Consider the following 15012-nt stretch of genomic DNA (forward strand, 5'->3'; position numbering starts at 1 on the left):
TATGATTAAAGCAGCAGGTTTAGGCCTTGTAGTTCTTAGCTCTTCTTTCTTTGCAACAGCTGCTGAAGCTGCGCAAAAAGTGGGTTATGTAAACACTGCACAAGTATTCCAGGCTCTACCTCAGCGTGAAGTTGTTCTTCAAAAAATGCAGGAAGAGTTCAAAGACAAAGCAGCTGAGCTGCAAAGCATTCAAGCGGAAGCTAAAACGAAGATTGAAAAGCTTAAGCGTGATGGCGAGCTACTAGGTCCTGACGAAGTTGAGAAGCTACGTATCGAAGTAGGTCAACTAGACAGCAAGTACAAAATCAAAGCTCAAGCACTAGAAAAAGCAAGCCAACGTCGTGAAGCACAAGAGAAGCAGAAGCTATTCAAAGTGATTCAAGATGCTGTAACGAAAGTTGCAGAGAAAGAAGGCTACGACATGATCGTTGATATTCAAGCTCTGCAATACGGCAAGCCAGAATACAACATCTCTGAGAAAGTAATTAAAGCACTGAAATAAGTTTTATGAAGAATCTGACTTTAGCCGAATTGGCAACGATTACCGGGGGAGAGCTACACGGAGATGGTACTATTACCGTTTCAGCAGTCGCTCCTATGGATAAAGCGCAAGAAGGTAACATTACGTTCCTTTCTAACGTGAAGTACAGCAAGCACCTAGGTGACTGTAAAGCATCCGCTATTATGGTTAAAGAGAGTGAGCGTGAACTGTGTAAGACTAACGTGATTGTGGTTAATGACCCTTACGTTGCTTTTGCTAAAGTTGCTCAAGCGCTTGATACTACTCCTGCACCGGCTGCGGCTATTGCTGATTCAGCTTCAATTGCAGGTGATGCAACTATTGGACAAAACGTGTCTATTGGCGCAAACGCTGTGATTGAGTCTGGTGTTGTTCTTGGTGACGATGTGATCATCGGCGCGGGCTGTTTCATTGGTAAAAACGCAAAGATTGGTGCTGGCACTAAGCTTTGGGCTAACGTAAGCATCTACCATGAAGTAGTGATTGGTGAAGCGTGTTTAGTGCAATCAAGTACGGTGATCGGTTCTGATGGCTTTGGTTATGCGAACGAGAAAGGCGAGTGGGTTAAGATCCCGCAAGTGGGTTCTGTTCGCATTGGTAACCGCGTAGAAATCGGCGCGTGTACGACCATTGACCGTGGTGCATTGGATGACACAATCATTGAAGATAACGTTATCTTAGATAACCAACTTCAAATTGCTCACAATGTTCACATCGGATATGGTTCTGCTCTTGCGGGTGGTACTATCATCGCAGGCAGCACGACGATAGGTAAGTACTGTATTATTGGTGGCGGCAGTGTGATTAATGGTCACATTGAAATCGTTGACGGCGTTACAATCACCGGTATGGGAATGGTAATGCGCAGCATCACTGAGAAAGGCATGTACTCTTCGGGTATTCCTTTACAGCCAAACAAAGATTGGCGTAAAACAGCAACGCGTGTTCATCGAATTGATGAAATGAACAAGCGTTTGAAAACCGTTGAAAAACTTATCGAGAAGAGCGCGGAATCATAATTCCAGCATTTCTAATAAAAGGCTCGCGTACAGCGAGTCTTTTTCGTTTATAATCCTTCTAATTAAATAAAGAATATATATAGGAATACGACTTTGACTACTGAACAGACAACGATGAACATTACTGAAATTCAGGAACTATTACCTCATCGCTACCCATTCTTAATGGTTGATCGTGTGACTAGCTTTGAAAAAGAAAAAACACTGACTGCGATTAAGAATGTCTCTGTTAACGAACCTCAGTTCACAGGCCACTTCCCACAACTTCCTGTATTCCCAGGCGTGTTGATCTTAGAAGCAATGGCACAAGCAACAGGCCTTCTAGCATTTAAATCTTTTGGTGCGCCTTCTGGCAACGAGCTTTACTACTTTGCAAGTGTTGATAAAGCAAAATTCCGTAAGCCAGTAGTGCCTGGTGACCAACTGGTTATCGAAGTTGAATTCTTAAAAGAGCGTCGTGGTATTGCATCGTTCAACGGTGTAGCAAAAGTTGACGGCGACGTTGTATGTTCAGCTGAACTTAAATGTGCTCGTAGAGAGTTTTAATATGATTCATGAAACAGCGAAAATTCACCCGGCAGCAGTAATCGAAGGTGATGTAACTATCGGTGCTAACGTGACGGTTGGGCCTTTCACTTACATTGCTGGTAATGTGACCATTGGCGACGACACAGAAATCATGTCGCATGTTGTGATCAAAGGTCACACCACGATTGGCAAAGAAAACCGCATTTTCCCACACGCTGTGATTGGTGAAGAGAACCAAGACAAGAAGTACGGTGGCGAAGACACAACAGTTGTGATCGGCGATCGCAACGTGATTCGTGAAGCGGTTCAAATCCACCGTGGTACGGTTCAAGATAAAGCAACCACAGTGATCGGTAATGACAACCTGCTTTGTGTTAACGCTCATGTAGCGCACGACGTTATTGTTGGTAACCACACTCACATTGGTAACAATGCTATTTTAGGTGGTCACGTAACGGTTGGCGATTACGCTGGTGTTATGGCGCTTTCTGCGATTCACCCATTCTGTTCAATCGGTGCTTACGCATACATTGGTGGCTGTTCTGCCGTTGTTCAAGACGTATTGCCATACGTACTTGCACAAGGTAACCACGCTGCACCATTCGGCCTTAACCTTGTAGGTCTGAAACGTAACGGGTTCGAGAAACCAGAGATTCGCGCACTACAGAAAGCGTACAAAGAGTTATACCGTTCAGGTAAAACACTTGAAGAAGCGAAAGCGGCTTTAGTTGAAATGGCGAAAGAGTTTACTTCGGTGGCTCCTATGCTAGAAATGCTAGAGAACTCTGAGCGCGGTATTATTCGTTAATACTGGATGTGGTTGTGTACCAATCCGCGCAAGTATGACAATAATGACTTAATCAGATTGGTATAACAAAAAGATCGCTAATCATTAGGCGATCTTTTTTGTTTTAGGCAAGAAGGGAATTGGAAAACTATGGCACAGCAAGAAACAGCAACCAACAGCACGGACTTTGTTTCGAATGAACCACTGCGCGTAGGTATCGTTGTCGGAGAACTCTCTGGTGACACGCTTGGCGAAGGTTTTATCAAAGCAATCAAATCACAATACCCGAATGCTGAATTCGTGGGTATTGGCGGACCAAAAATGAAGGCGCTTGGTTGTGAGTCTCTTTTCGAGATGGAAGAGCTTGCTGTCATGGGCTTAGTTGAAGTACTTGGCCGTTTACCTCGCTTATTAAAAGTGAAAGCGGAGCTGGTGAAGTATTTCACTCAAAACCCGCCTGATGTGTTTGTGGGTATTGATGCACCTGACTTCAACCTAAGGCTTGAACTTGACCTTAAGAACGCCGGCATTAAGACGGTTCATTACGTGAGCCCTTCAGTGTGGGCTTGGCGTCCTAAGCGTATCTTTAAAATCGATAAAGCAACCGACTTGGTTTTGGCCTTTCTGCCATTCGAGAAAGCGTTTTACGATAAATACAACGTTGCCTGTGAATTTGTTGGCCACACGTTGGCTGATGCAATTCCTTTAGAACCAAGCCAACAAGATGCACGTGAGCTGTTAGGCTTAGATCAAGACAAGCAGTGGTTAGCCGTGTTACCAGGCAGTCGAGGTGGTGAGATGGGTTTGATCGCTCAACCATTTATCGAAACGTGCCAACGCATTAAGCAAAAATACCCTGACATCAATTTTGTTGTTGCGCTTGTGAATGAACAGCGTAAAAAACAGTTTACTGAAATCTGGCAAGCAACAGCGCCTGAGCTCGAATTTACGTTAGTCGAAGATACGGCAACCAACGTGATTACTGCTGCTGACTCTGTGCTTCTGGCTTCAGGCACAGTGGCTCTTGAGTGTATGTTACTGAAGCGCCCAATGGTCGTTGGCTACAAAGTAAATAAGCTGACAGGCTACATTGTGAAGAAGCTAGCAATCACTGAATTCGTATCACTGCCGAATATTTTGGCGGGTGAAGAGATCGTGAAAGAGCATATTCTTGAAGAGTGTCACCCAGACTTCTTGTTCCCATCTGTCGACAAAATGCTATCAGCCGACAACAGTGCATTGATTGAACGTTTTACTGAGATGCATCACTGGATTCGTAAAGATGCTGATAAGCAAGCCGCCAACGCGGTGCTGAAATTGATCGGTCGAGAGTTTGTTGAATCATAAAGTGCAGCTCCATCAAGCACTGACTTATAAGTTACAAAGAGAATTGTCATGGCAGTAAAAGAAAAAAAAGAGCTTCCTCCGTTTGAATATCCGCAAGGTTACCAGTTGTTTGCTGGTGTGGATGAAGTAGGGCGCGGGCCATTGGTAGGCGATGTGGTGACTGCTGCGGTTATCCTCGATCCAAATAATCCAATCGAAGGCTTAAACGATTCAAAAAAACTGTCTGAGAAAAAGCGCCTTGCTCTGCTTCCTGAAATTAAAGAGAAAGCCTTGGCGTGGTCGGTTGGTCGTTGTTCACCACAAGAAATTGATGAGTTGAACATTCTGCAGGCAACCATGGTCGCCATGCAGCGCGCTATCGCTGGGTTGAGCGTTCAGCCTGACATGGCACTGATCGATGGTAACCGTGTTCCTGAACTGCCAATGGACGGTCTGGCTATTGTAAAGGGCGATTTACGAGTAGCAGAGATCAGCGCGGCGTCTATTATCGCTAAAGTGGTTCGTGACCAGGAGATGGAAGAACTGGACAAGCTGCATCCAGAGTTTGGTTTTGCGAAACACAAAGGTTACCCAACCAAAGCACATTTCGAAGCGATTGAAAAACATGGTGTTACCGAGCATTACCGTAAGAGCTTTAAGCCAGTAAAGCGTATTCTTGGCATTGATTAAGCTCTATATAGATTAGAGCTTTACGTTAACTAGAGATAGGCATCGAATAAAGTTGCTTACTTGCGTCAGAAAAAAATAGAATACACACAGTTGTAACCCTAGGCTCAAACCTAGAATTCAGGAAAAATAATGTCAGATCCAAAATTTGTTCACCTACGCGTACACAGTGACTTTTCTATGGTGGATGGCCTCTCTAAGGTGCCGCCATTAGTTAAAAAAGTCGCTGAAATGGGTATGCCTGCTCTAGCACTTACCGACTTTACCAACCTTTGTGGTTTGGTTAAGTTCTACGGTACTGCTCATGGGTGCGGGGTTAAACCAATTATTGGTGCTGACTTCTTGATGCAGTCTCCAGAGTTCGGTGACGAGCTAACCAAGCTCACCGTCATTGCAACCGACAATAAAGGTTATAACAACCTAACGCTGCTTATCTCAAAAGCTTACCTTCGCGGCCATGTACAGCATCAGCCTGTTATCGATAAAGAGTGGTTGATTGAGAATGCCGAAGGCCTAATCATCCTATCGGGTGCGAAAGAAGGTGAAATTGGTAAAGCCTTGCTGAAAGGCAACCGTGATCTGGTTGCAAGTAATGTCGAGTTTTACAAAACATACTTCCCAGACCGTTTCTATCTTGAACTGATTCGTACCGGACGTCCGGATGAAGAGTCTTACCTGCACTTTGCGTTGGAACTGGCTGAGCAACAAGACTTACCTGTTGTTGCAACCAACGAAGTAGTATTCCTAACTGAAGATCTTTTTGATGCCCATGAAATCCGTGTAGCGATTCATGATGGCTTTACGATGGTCGATCCTCGTCGCCCTAAAAATTACAGCGCGCAACAGTATCTTCGTAGCGAAGAAGAGATGTGCGAGTTGTTCTCAGATATCCCAGAAGCACTTGAGAACAGTGTTGAGATTGCTAAGCGTTGTAACGTCACTGTTCGTCTTGGTGAGTACTTCCTGCCTAACTTCCCAACGGAAGGTTTGGCGATTGAAGACTTCTTGATTAAGAAGTCAGAAGAAGGCCTTGAGCGACGTCTAGCGTTCCTATTCCCTGATGAAAAAGTGCGTGCTGAGCGCAGACCAGAATACGATGAGCGACTCAAGATCGAGCTCGAAGTTGTCAACAACATGGGTTTCCCAGGTTACTTCTTGATCGTAATGGAGTTCATCCAGTGGTCAAAAGACAACGATGTGCCAGTAGGTCCTGGCCGTGGTTCTGGTGCCGGCTCTCTAGTCGCTTACGCATTGGATATCACCGATCTCGATCCACTTGAATACGATCTCCTTTTCGAACGTTTCTTGAACCCAGAACGTGTCTCGATGCCCGATTTCGATATCGACTTTTGTATGGATAAGCGCGACCAAGTTATCGACCACGTAGCTGAAATGTACGGTCGTGATGCGGTATCTCAGATCATCACCTTTGGTACCATGGCGGCGAAAGCGGTAATTCGCGACGTAGGCCGTGTATTGGGTCACCCGTTTGGTTTCGTTGACCGAATTTCAAAGCTTGTACCGCCAGATCCGGGCATGACGCTAGAGAAAGCATTCCTTGCTGAACCAGCACTGCCGGAGCTTTATGATGGCGATGAAGAAGTTCGTGAGCTGATCGATAAATGTCGTATTCTTGAAGGTTGTACGCGAAACGCCGGTAAACACGCGGGTGGTGTTGTAATCTCACCAACTACGATTACTGACTTTGCGCCAATTTATGCCGATGCTGAAGGTAACTTCCCAGTAACGCAATTCGATAAGAATGACGTTGAAACGGCTGGCTTGGTTAAGTTTGACTTCTTGGGTCTGCGTACCCTGACCATCATCGACTGGGCACTAGGCCTAGTGAACCCACGTTTGAAGAAAGAGGGTAAAGAACCGGTTCGTATCGAGTCGATTCCTCTTGATGACCAAGCGTCGTTCAACCTATTACAAAATTCCGAAACCACCGCGGTATTCCAGCTGGAATCGCGTGGTATGAAAGACCTGATCAAACGTCTACAGCCCGACTGTTTTGAAGATATCATCGCATTGGTAGCCCTGTTCCGTCCGGGTCCTCTGCAATCGGGCATGGTAGATAACTTTATCGACCGTAAACACGGCCGAGAAGCGGTTTCTTACCCTGATGAAACGTGGCAACACGAATCACTGAAAGAGACACTAGAACCGACCTACGGCATCATCCTGTATCAAGAACAGGTAATGCAGATCGCACAGATTCTGGCGGGCTATACGCTTGGCGGCGCGGATATGTTGCGTCGTGCGATGGGTAAGAAAAAGCCAGAAGAGATGGCGAAACAGCGTGGTACCTTTAAAGAAGGTGCTGAAGCCAACGGTGTTGATGGCGAACTTGCCATGAAGATCTTTGACTTGGTTGAGAAATTTGCGGGCTACGGCTTTAACAAATCTCACTCGGCTGCATACGCACTGGTTTCTTACCAAACGCTGTGGTTGAAAACGCACTACCCAGCGGAATTCATGGCTGCGGTAATGACGGCGGATATGGATAACACCGAGAAGGTTATTGGCCTTGTTGATGAATGTTTCCGTATGAAGCTCAAGCTGCTTCCACCTGATATCAACTCGGGCTTGTACCGCTTTAACGTGGATGAAGATGGCGCGATTGTTTATGGTATCGGCGCGATCAAAGGGGTTGGTGAAGGCCCTATCGAAGCGATCATCGAAGCGCGCAATAAGGGCGGTTACTTTAAAGACTTATTCGACTTCTGTGCACGCCTTGATCTGAAGAAGGTCAACAAACGTGTTATCGAAAAGTTGATTCTATCCGGTGCCTTAGATAGATTAGGTCCTCACCGTGCTGCGATGATGGCTTCATTGCCGGATGCAGTTAAAGCGGCAAGCCAACATCACCACGCAGAGTCCTTTGGACAATCAGATATGTTTGGCGTGTTGACCGACGCTCCGGAAGAGGTTGAACACAAGTATACCCAAGTGCCAAAGTGGCCTGAGAAGGTTTGGCTTGAAGGCGAACGTGAAACACTTGGTTTGTATCTAACTGGTCACCCGGTTAACGCTTACATCAAAGAATTAGCGAAATACACCAGCTGTCGTTTGAAGGATGCCACACCAACGCGTCGTGACCAATCATTAACGATTGCAGGTTTAGTGATTGCGGCTAGGGTGATGACCACTAAACGCGGTACACGAATCGGTTTGATGACACTTGATGACCGATCTGGTCGAATGGAAGTGATGTTGTTCTCAGATGCGCTCGATCGCTACGCAGAATTGCTCGAAAAAGACAAAATTGTGGTCGTTTCTGGACAGGTCAGCTTTGATGACTTCAACGGTGGGCTTAAAATGTCCGCGCGCGAGGTCATGGACTTAGGAAGCGCCCGTGAAAAATATGCTCGTGGGGTATCGATATCTATCGACCAATCCCAGATTAATGGTCAATTTTTTGAACGCTTTGGTCAAATCTTAGAACCTTATAGAGCCGGAACGGTCCCAGTCAATGTATACTACCAACGTGCCGACGCTAGAGCGCGGTTAACATTGGGCACAGAATGGCGCGTGACGCCAAGTGATACATTACTAGACGAATTAAAACAGCTGCTTGGAAATAGCCAAGTAGAACTCGAATTTAACTAAAATTTAGCTCCATGACTGTGGAGCTGAATCAACAAGGATTCATAGATGAGCCTGAACTTTCTAGAATTTGAAAAGCCTATCGCTGAACTTGAAGCAAAAATCGAAGCGCTACGTGACGTTTCGCGTCACGGTGGTGACACAGCGGTAGATCTAGACAAAGAAATCGAACAACTAGAGAAAAAAAGCTTAGAGCTTAAACAGAAAATCTTTAGTGACTTAGGTGCATGGCAGGTAGCTCAACTTGCTCGTCACCCTCAACGTCCTTACACAAAAGATTACCTGGAGCATGCATTCACAGAGTTTGAAGAGATGGCGGGCGATCGCGCTTACGCTGACGACAAAGCTATTGTGGGTGGTATGGCTCGTCTAAATGGCCGTCCTGTTATGGTTATTGGTCACCAGAAAGGTCGTGAGACTAAAGAGAAAGTGATCCGTAACTTTGGTATGCCAAAGCCAGAAGGTTACCGTAAGGCGCTACGTCTAATGGAAACCGCTGAGCGTTTCAACATGCCTATCATTACTTTCATCGACACAGCGGGCGCATACCCAGGTGTTGGTGCTGAAGAACGTGGTCAATCTGAAGCTATCGCGAAAAACCTAAAGGTTATGGCTGGTCTTTCTGTTCCAGTTATCTGTAACGTTGTTGGTGAAGGCGGTTCTGGTGGTGCACTAGCGATTGGTGTTGGTGACTACGTGAACATGCTTCAATACTCTACGTACTCAGTAATCTCTCCAGAAGGTTGTGCTTCAATCTTATGGCGTGATTCAGATAAAGCACCACAAGCGGCTGAAGCGATGGGCCTAATTGCTCCTCGTCTTAAAGAGCTTGAGCTTATCGACGAAATCATTCCTGAGCCTCTAGGTGGCGCGCACCGTGACCCAGTACAGACTGCTCAGAACATGAAAGACATGCTAGTTAAACAGCTAGAAGAGCTAGAGCAGTTTGATAACGAAACGCTTCTTGAGCGTCGTTACCAGCGTCTAATGAGCTACGGCTACTGCTGATAAGTTGCCTTAGCGATAAGGTCTGCTTAATGTAACAAGTTGATGAAAGGGTTGGACTCAGTGCCAACCCTTTTTTATTATTAAAACATTATCCCTTCACACACGACCTCTTGGTTTATTCGCCTCATGACGCACCTAATCGAAATCTTCACATCCGTACTTAACCAAAGCGCACTTAAGCCTCGTAGGTTGGTGGTCGCTTTCAGTGGTGGTGTCGATTCACGAGTGTTGTTGGAGTTAGCTGCTCAATATGCCCAAGCGCACGCCATTGAGTGCCATGCGGTTCATGTTCACCATGGTCTAAGCAAGAATGCAGATCACTGGGCAGAGCAATGCCAAACATGGTGTGATGCTTTGTCTATTCCACTAGCTATTGAGCGAGTGTCGCTGGATGTTAATTGTGGGGAAAGCATAGAAAAGCTCGCTCGAGATGCTCGATACCACGCCTTCAAACAACATATCCGACACGGGGATGTGCTTGTCACTGGCCAACATATCGATGATCAAGTCGAGACTTTCCTGTTAGCGTTAAAGCGAGGCAGTGGTCCGAAAGGTCTTTCTTCGATGGCGAAAGTGATGCCGTTTTCTGATGCTCATATTGTTCGTCCACTGCTATCGGTAACTCGAGCCGAGATTGAAGCAGTCGCTCATGACATGGGCTTAACGTGGGTAGAAGATGAAAGTAATCAGGATGTGCGTTTCGACCGTAACTTTATTCGTCATCAAGTGACTCCGGTGCTGACTGAGCGTTGGCCGAGCTTTCGTGAATCGGTCAGTCGCAGTGCTCAGCTTTGTGCGGAGCAAGAGTTATTGCTCGATGAGTTGCTTGAATCACACTTTCAGCAAGCTTTGGGAAATAGCCAGAGCTTAAACATTGAGGCGTTATCTCAACACTCAGACTTGTTACGAGCACGACTGCTAAGGATGTGGTTGAGTCAGTGTAATCAAGCAATGCCGAGTCAAAAGCAACTCAAGCTTATCTGGAATGAAGTGGCGTGCGCTCAGGCGGATGCCAACCCTAAATTGGTGTTGAATGAGGTTGAGGTTAGGCGTTTTAATCATCAGCTCTACATAGTGAGAGAGACTAAGGATTTGTCGAGTTGGCATGCCGATGTTGTGCTTGGTGATAGCTTGCAACTGCCCGATGGTTTAGGGGAGCTGAAATTAATGCCGTCACAGAGTGATGCTGTATCGAATGGTAGCTATTCACAAAACTTCAGTTTGAAGGACTCAAGCGGAGCGCTACGAGTGATCTTCAACCCTGAAGGATTATCTGCGCATCCTGTTGGGCGTGGACATAGTCGAAAGCTCAAGAAACTCTTTCAGGAATACCAAATACCCAGTTGGTTACGACGCAGAACGCCAATATTAATGGATGGCGAGCGAGTGATCGCTGTTTTAGGCTTATTCGTAGATAAAGACTACGAAGGTCAAGATTGTGAAGCGCTTTGGAGCAAGTAGAAAAAGTTTGTGTCACAATTCGACGTCACTTTAATAAAAATAATTAATGGAATATGCAATGAAGAAAATTACACTAGGATTAGTTCTTGGATTTGGACTATTGAGTGGTAACGCTCTGGCGGGTGATGTTGCTGCGGGTCAAGCTAAAGCAGCAATTTGCGCAGCATGTCATGGTGCCGATGGTATCGCAGTGATCCCAGGTTACCCAAACCTTAAAGGTCAAAACGAGCAATACATCGCCTCATCAATTAACGCATATAAGAACGGCCAGCGCACCGGTGGTTTGGCCGCTGTAATGCAGGCTCAAGCTTCAATGCTGAATGATGCAGATATTGCTAATCTAGCCGCTTACTACGCAAGCCTTAAGTAAAACCTTCTTAAAGCGCTGATTAAACAAGATGATAAATTTCGAGCCAGAGCTTTAAAGCTCTGGCTTTTTTCATTGAATGTTTACTATAGCTAACCGATAATGAGCCATTCGCACAGTTTAAGGGATGAACATGAAAAAGATTGAAGCCATTATCAAGCCATTCAAACTTGATGATGTACGTGAAGCACTTGCAGAAGTGGGTATTACGGGTATGACAGTGTCTGAAGTTAAAGGCTTTGGACGTCAGAAAGGTCATACTGAGCTATACCGCGGCGCAGAGTACATGGTCGACTTTTTACCTAAAGTGAAATTGGAAATTGTTGTGACCGACGAAGTGGCTGACCAATGTGTTGATACCATTATCGAAACGGCGCAAACAGGCAAAATTGGCGACGGTAAGATCTTCATTACTGACGTTGAACGAGTAGTACGTATTCGTACTGGCGAAGAAGACGAAGACGCCGTATAAAAAAACTATTACCCTAAAAGGAGCGTTTATCGCTCCTTTTTCATTTCTGGTAGGGTGCTGTATGTTTAAGAAAACCATCATTGTTATCGTAGTCTTGATAACACTCGCTGTTGCTAGTTTTCATCTTATCTTCGTGATCCCGAATAAACCTAACCTGATCACTTCCTCTCAAAATACCAGCAATGATATCTACAGTTGCTACCAAAATTCTGAGCCGAAAGCGATTGATGTGTCAGATGGGTTAAGCCTCACCGTCTGGAACATCTACAAGCAGAACCGCAACAACTGGCAGAGCGAGCTGAATAAGTTCTCGGCGGGCAGTGATTTAGTCTTACTGCAAGAAGCGAGCATGACGGATGGGCTTCGCCAATGGGTGACGAGTGGTCAATGGGGAAGTACTCGTGTGAATGCGTTTGAAGCTTTTGAACAAAGCGCGGGCGTGCTCAACCTAGCGACTCATTTACCGATAGAAGCGTGTGCTTATACTCATGAAGAGCCTTGGCTTCAACTGCCTAAATCGGCTCTTTGGTCTCGTTATCAGTTGAGCAATGGTGAAGAGCTTGCGGTGATTAATATTCACGCGGTGAACTTTACGTTTGGTACGGAAGATTACGAAGCTCAACTCAAAAGCTTGACCGATAACCTACAAAAATATCGCGGTGCCGTCATCTTTGCGGGAGACTTTAATAGTTGGAGCGAAGCGCGCTTTACGGTATTAAAAGATGCGCTTGAAAAGGTGGGCTTAACGGAGGTGGCGTTTGACCCAGATAACCGAACTCAATTTATGACGGGTTTGGTGCTCGACCATGTGTTCTATCGAGGGCTAGAGGTAGAAAAAGCAAAAGCGCCCATGACGGACGCTTCTGATCATAATCCAATGCTAGTGACCTTTAAGGCGAAGTAGCTCATTCAGGTACTCAGTAGGTTTACTAACTTATTCTATTTTCTGGGTTATTTACGATACTAAAATGTAGATCGCCCAGATTAGGTAGTAACCAACCCACGGTAAGCCTGAAATTACCAATGCCTGCCCACGTTCAAACTCAGTCCAAGTTAGTACGGCTGCGTAGCCAAGTACGATGTACCAAGGTAATAGCAGTGGTAATGAGCTTGCAAACTGAGACCAGTCGCTGGTTAGAGGTAACTTGATTAAGCCGTTTAAGCTGTTCAGATCCGCCGCGTAGTTCATCACATGGCCGTGCTTGAGGATTAGGCTTGCGTAGCTCGCTACATCACCTAACACTGCAGGGAATATCACAACCGATGCCGCCGCGAACCAGCGCCAAAAGCTATGCTGATGTTGGCTTGGCTTAGTTGCGAGGTTAAACCAGAACGCCAACAGAACGATGGTTAACGTTCGGCCAAATACATCGTTGATGATTTCACTTGCGAGTAGGGTATTGCTGTCAAGTAACGCCAATTGGTCAGGGTTAGTTTGAGCCAGTTGTTTTGATAACTCTGCGCTTAACCAAGCAAAATCTACATTCGAAAAATAAGCACCCCAAAATAAAAATGGGCTGAGTATTAATACGACGTAGGGTTGCCATCCCCAAGCGCTTCTTTGATAAAGCGCTAAGAAACAAGCTGTTGGTGAACGGAATATATCCAACAGCATGACGAGTGGGTTACTTGACGGGTTCATACACTTACCTTAGTTACATCAACATACAGCTTCAGTTTTTGTCCTGGCTGTAAGTATTTCTTGTTCTGCAAAGTGTTCCATTTTACAACATCTGCACTTTTTACTTTGAACTTTGATGCAATACCGCTGACTGTGTCACCTGATCTTACGTTATAGAAGATCGTGCGGATGATGGCGCCGTCTGAACCATTCTTCCAAATGACCAGTTCTTGACCAACTCTAAGGGTGTCGCGTGGTCCCATACCGTTCCACTTAGCCAGTGATTGGTGAGATACCTTATTTGCGCGTGCAATCGTCCATAGGCTGTCACCACTTTTTACTGTATGGCTAAGCTTATATTGACCACGACTCTTCGACTGTGTGCTTGCTAGGCGGTTTGAAGCGCTTAGTGCGTATGTTTTGTCGTCTTTGGTTGAGGTTGGGATAAGCAGATGCTGGCCAATACGAATATTGTTGTTGCTCAACCCGTTTGCAGAGCGAATCACTTTGCTGGTGGTGTTGTATTTGCTTGCCAGTACGCTAATGCTGTCTCCCGACTGAACTTGGTAACGTACCAACTTCATGCCTTTGCCTTTATTCGCTGCCACTTCTTTGTTGAATTTTTCAACTGAGCTGATAGGAAGCAGTAATTGTTGGTGCTTCTCAGGTGATGTCGCCCACTGGTTATAAGCTGGGTTGTAGCCTTGCAGTTCTTTGACTGGAATGCCCGCATAGTTTGCAGCAATCGCTAAATCAAGTTGCTCTTCAGGGTTAACCAGAGTCAGTACCGGCTTGTTTGGAATCGCAGGGATATCAATGCCGTACTTTTCTTGGTTAGCGATCACGTCTGCTAGTGCCAGAAGTTTAGGTACGTAGCTGCTGGTCTCTTTTGGCAGATCCAGTGAGAAGAAGTCGATTGGCTTACCAAGCTTCTTGTTCTTACGGATAGCACTGTTTACACGACCACCGCCACTGTTGTAGGCCGCAATTGCGTGTTGCCAGTTACCATCAAAACGCTTGTTAAGATCGGTTAGGAAGTCTAATGCCGCATCGGTAGAAGCAGCAACGTCACGACGGCCGTCGTACCAGAAGTTCTGTTCTAGTCCGTAAGCCTCGCCTGTGCCAGAAATGAACTGCCATAGGCCGGCAGCGCTGCCGTGAGAATAAGCAAACGCGTCAAATGAGCTTTCAACAACCGGCAACAGTGCCAATTCTAAAGGCATATCTCTTTCTTCAATCTTAGTGGTGATCAAATAAAGGAAAGGTTCAGCTCGTTGTGAGACGGTTTTTAGATGACTAGGGTGCTTTAGATACCAAGTTCGGTAGTAGTCGACCTTCTTTTGGTCTGGCACTTCCATTTCAAGTTGCATCGCAATGCGTTTCCAAACATCTTCTTGTGTTTGTGGAGTAACGACTGGTGCTTCAACTTTTGGTTCTTCTTTGGTCGCTTCTGGTGAAACGTTCGCTTGAGAAACTTCTTTAGTAGGAGATGTGTTGGTTTGCTCGGAAGCTTGGTCTGGATTCTCTGACTGAGTTAATTGGCAACCAGAAAGTAGTAATACCAAAGCCCAGCTGTACTTAACTCGCATGTTACAGCCTTTTTAATA

14 protein-coding genes are annotated in these 15012 nt (G+C 45.7%); 12 read left to right on the forward strand and 2 right to left on the reverse strand.

Going from position 1 to position 15012, the window contains the following annotated elements:
* Position 1: 1 nt before the first annotated feature.
* The 12 genes from L1D37_RS18280 (at position 2) to L1D37_RS18335 (ending at position 12688) form a co-directional block, all read left to right on the forward strand.
* Positions 2–502 carry an OmpH family outer membrane protein gene (locus L1D37_RS18280; protein WP_017056311.1) on the forward strand — a complete coding sequence of 167 codons (501 nt, stop codon included), beginning with the start codon at positions 2–4 and terminating at the stop codon, positions 500–502.
* Positions 503–507: 5 nt separating this feature from the next.
* On the forward strand, positions 508–1539 hold the full coding sequence (gene lpxD / locus L1D37_RS18285; protein WP_239848718.1) for a UDP-3-O-(3-hydroxymyristoyl)glucosamine N-acyltransferase: 1032 nt from the start codon (positions 508–510) through the stop codon (positions 1537–1539).
* Positions 1540–1632: 93 nt separating this feature from the next.
* Positions 1633–2085 (forward strand): 3-hydroxyacyl-ACP dehydratase FabZ, encoded by a 453-nt coding sequence (fabZ, locus tag L1D37_RS18290; protein ID WP_048661224.1) that lies wholly within the window; start codon positions 1633–1635, stop codon positions 2083–2085.
* A gap of 1 nt (position 2086) precedes the next feature.
* On the forward strand, positions 2087–2875 hold the full coding sequence (gene lpxA / locus L1D37_RS18295) for an acyl-ACP--UDP-N-acetylglucosamine O-acyltransferase (RefSeq protein WP_239848720.1): 789 nt from the start codon (positions 2087–2089) through the stop codon (positions 2873–2875).
* 129 nt (positions 2876–3004) lie between these two features.
* On the forward strand, positions 3005–4201 hold the full coding sequence (gene lpxB / locus L1D37_RS18300) for a lipid-A-disaccharide synthase (RefSeq protein ID WP_239848721.1): 1197 nt from the start codon (positions 3005–3007) through the stop codon (positions 4199–4201).
* 48 nt (positions 4202–4249) lie between these two features.
* Positions 4250–4870: a ribonuclease HII gene (rnhB, locus tag L1D37_RS18305; protein ID WP_048606660.1), complete on the forward strand. Its 621-nt coding sequence runs from the start codon at positions 4250–4252 to the stop codon at positions 4868–4870.
* Positions 4871–4999: 129 nt separating this feature from the next.
* Positions 5000–8479: a DNA polymerase III subunit alpha gene (gene dnaE, locus L1D37_RS18310; protein ID WP_239848722.1), complete on the forward strand. Its 3480-nt coding sequence runs from the start codon at positions 5000–5002 to the stop codon at positions 8477–8479.
* A gap of 45 nt (positions 8480–8524) precedes the next feature.
* Positions 8525–9484, forward strand: a complete 960-nt coding sequence (gene accA, locus L1D37_RS18315) for an acetyl-CoA carboxylase carboxyl transferase subunit alpha (protein WP_008224015.1) — start codon at positions 8525–8527, stop codon at positions 9482–9484.
* Between the two features lie 126 nt (positions 9485–9610).
* Positions 9611–10945: a tRNA lysidine(34) synthetase TilS gene (gene tilS, locus L1D37_RS18320; protein ID WP_239848723.1), complete on the forward strand. Its 1335-nt coding sequence runs from the start codon at positions 9611–9613 to the stop codon at positions 10943–10945.
* A gap of 58 nt (positions 10946–11003) precedes the next feature.
* Positions 11004–11315, forward strand: coding sequence for a cytochrome c (locus L1D37_RS18325; protein WP_048661228.1), 312 nt, complete (start codon positions 11004–11006; stop codon positions 11313–11315).
* A gap of 130 nt (positions 11316–11445) precedes the next feature.
* A complete protein-coding gene (glnB, locus tag L1D37_RS18330) occupies positions 11446–11784 on the forward strand; it encodes a nitrogen regulatory protein P-II (protein ID WP_004738609.1) in 339 nt (112 codons plus the stop codon).
* 61 nt (positions 11785–11845) lie between these two features.
* A complete protein-coding gene (locus L1D37_RS18335; protein ID WP_239848724.1) occupies positions 11846–12688 on the forward strand; it encodes an endonuclease/exonuclease/phosphatase family protein in 843 nt (280 codons plus the stop codon).
* 51 nt (positions 12689–12739) lie between these two features.
* Here L1D37_RS18335 and L1D37_RS18340 read toward each other — a convergent pair whose 3' ends face one another.
* Positions 12740–13426 (reverse strand): YIP1 family protein, encoded by a 687-nt coding sequence (locus L1D37_RS18340; RefSeq protein WP_176680289.1) that lies wholly within the window; start codon positions 13424–13426, stop codon positions 12740–12742.
* Complete coding sequence (locus L1D37_RS18345) at positions 13423–14994, reverse strand: LysM peptidoglycan-binding domain-containing protein (RefSeq protein ID WP_239848725.1); 1572 nt, start codon at positions 14992–14994, stop codon at positions 13423–13425. The genes L1D37_RS18340 and L1D37_RS18345 overlap by 4 nt, the downstream gene beginning before the upstream one ends.
* Positions 14995–15012: the final 18 nt, after the last annotated feature.

The organism is Vibrio sp. Isolate33, from assembly GCF_022397895.1.
Classification (GTDB): Bacteria; Pseudomonadota; Gammaproteobacteria; order Enterobacterales; family Vibrionaceae; genus Vibrio; species Vibrio pomeroyi.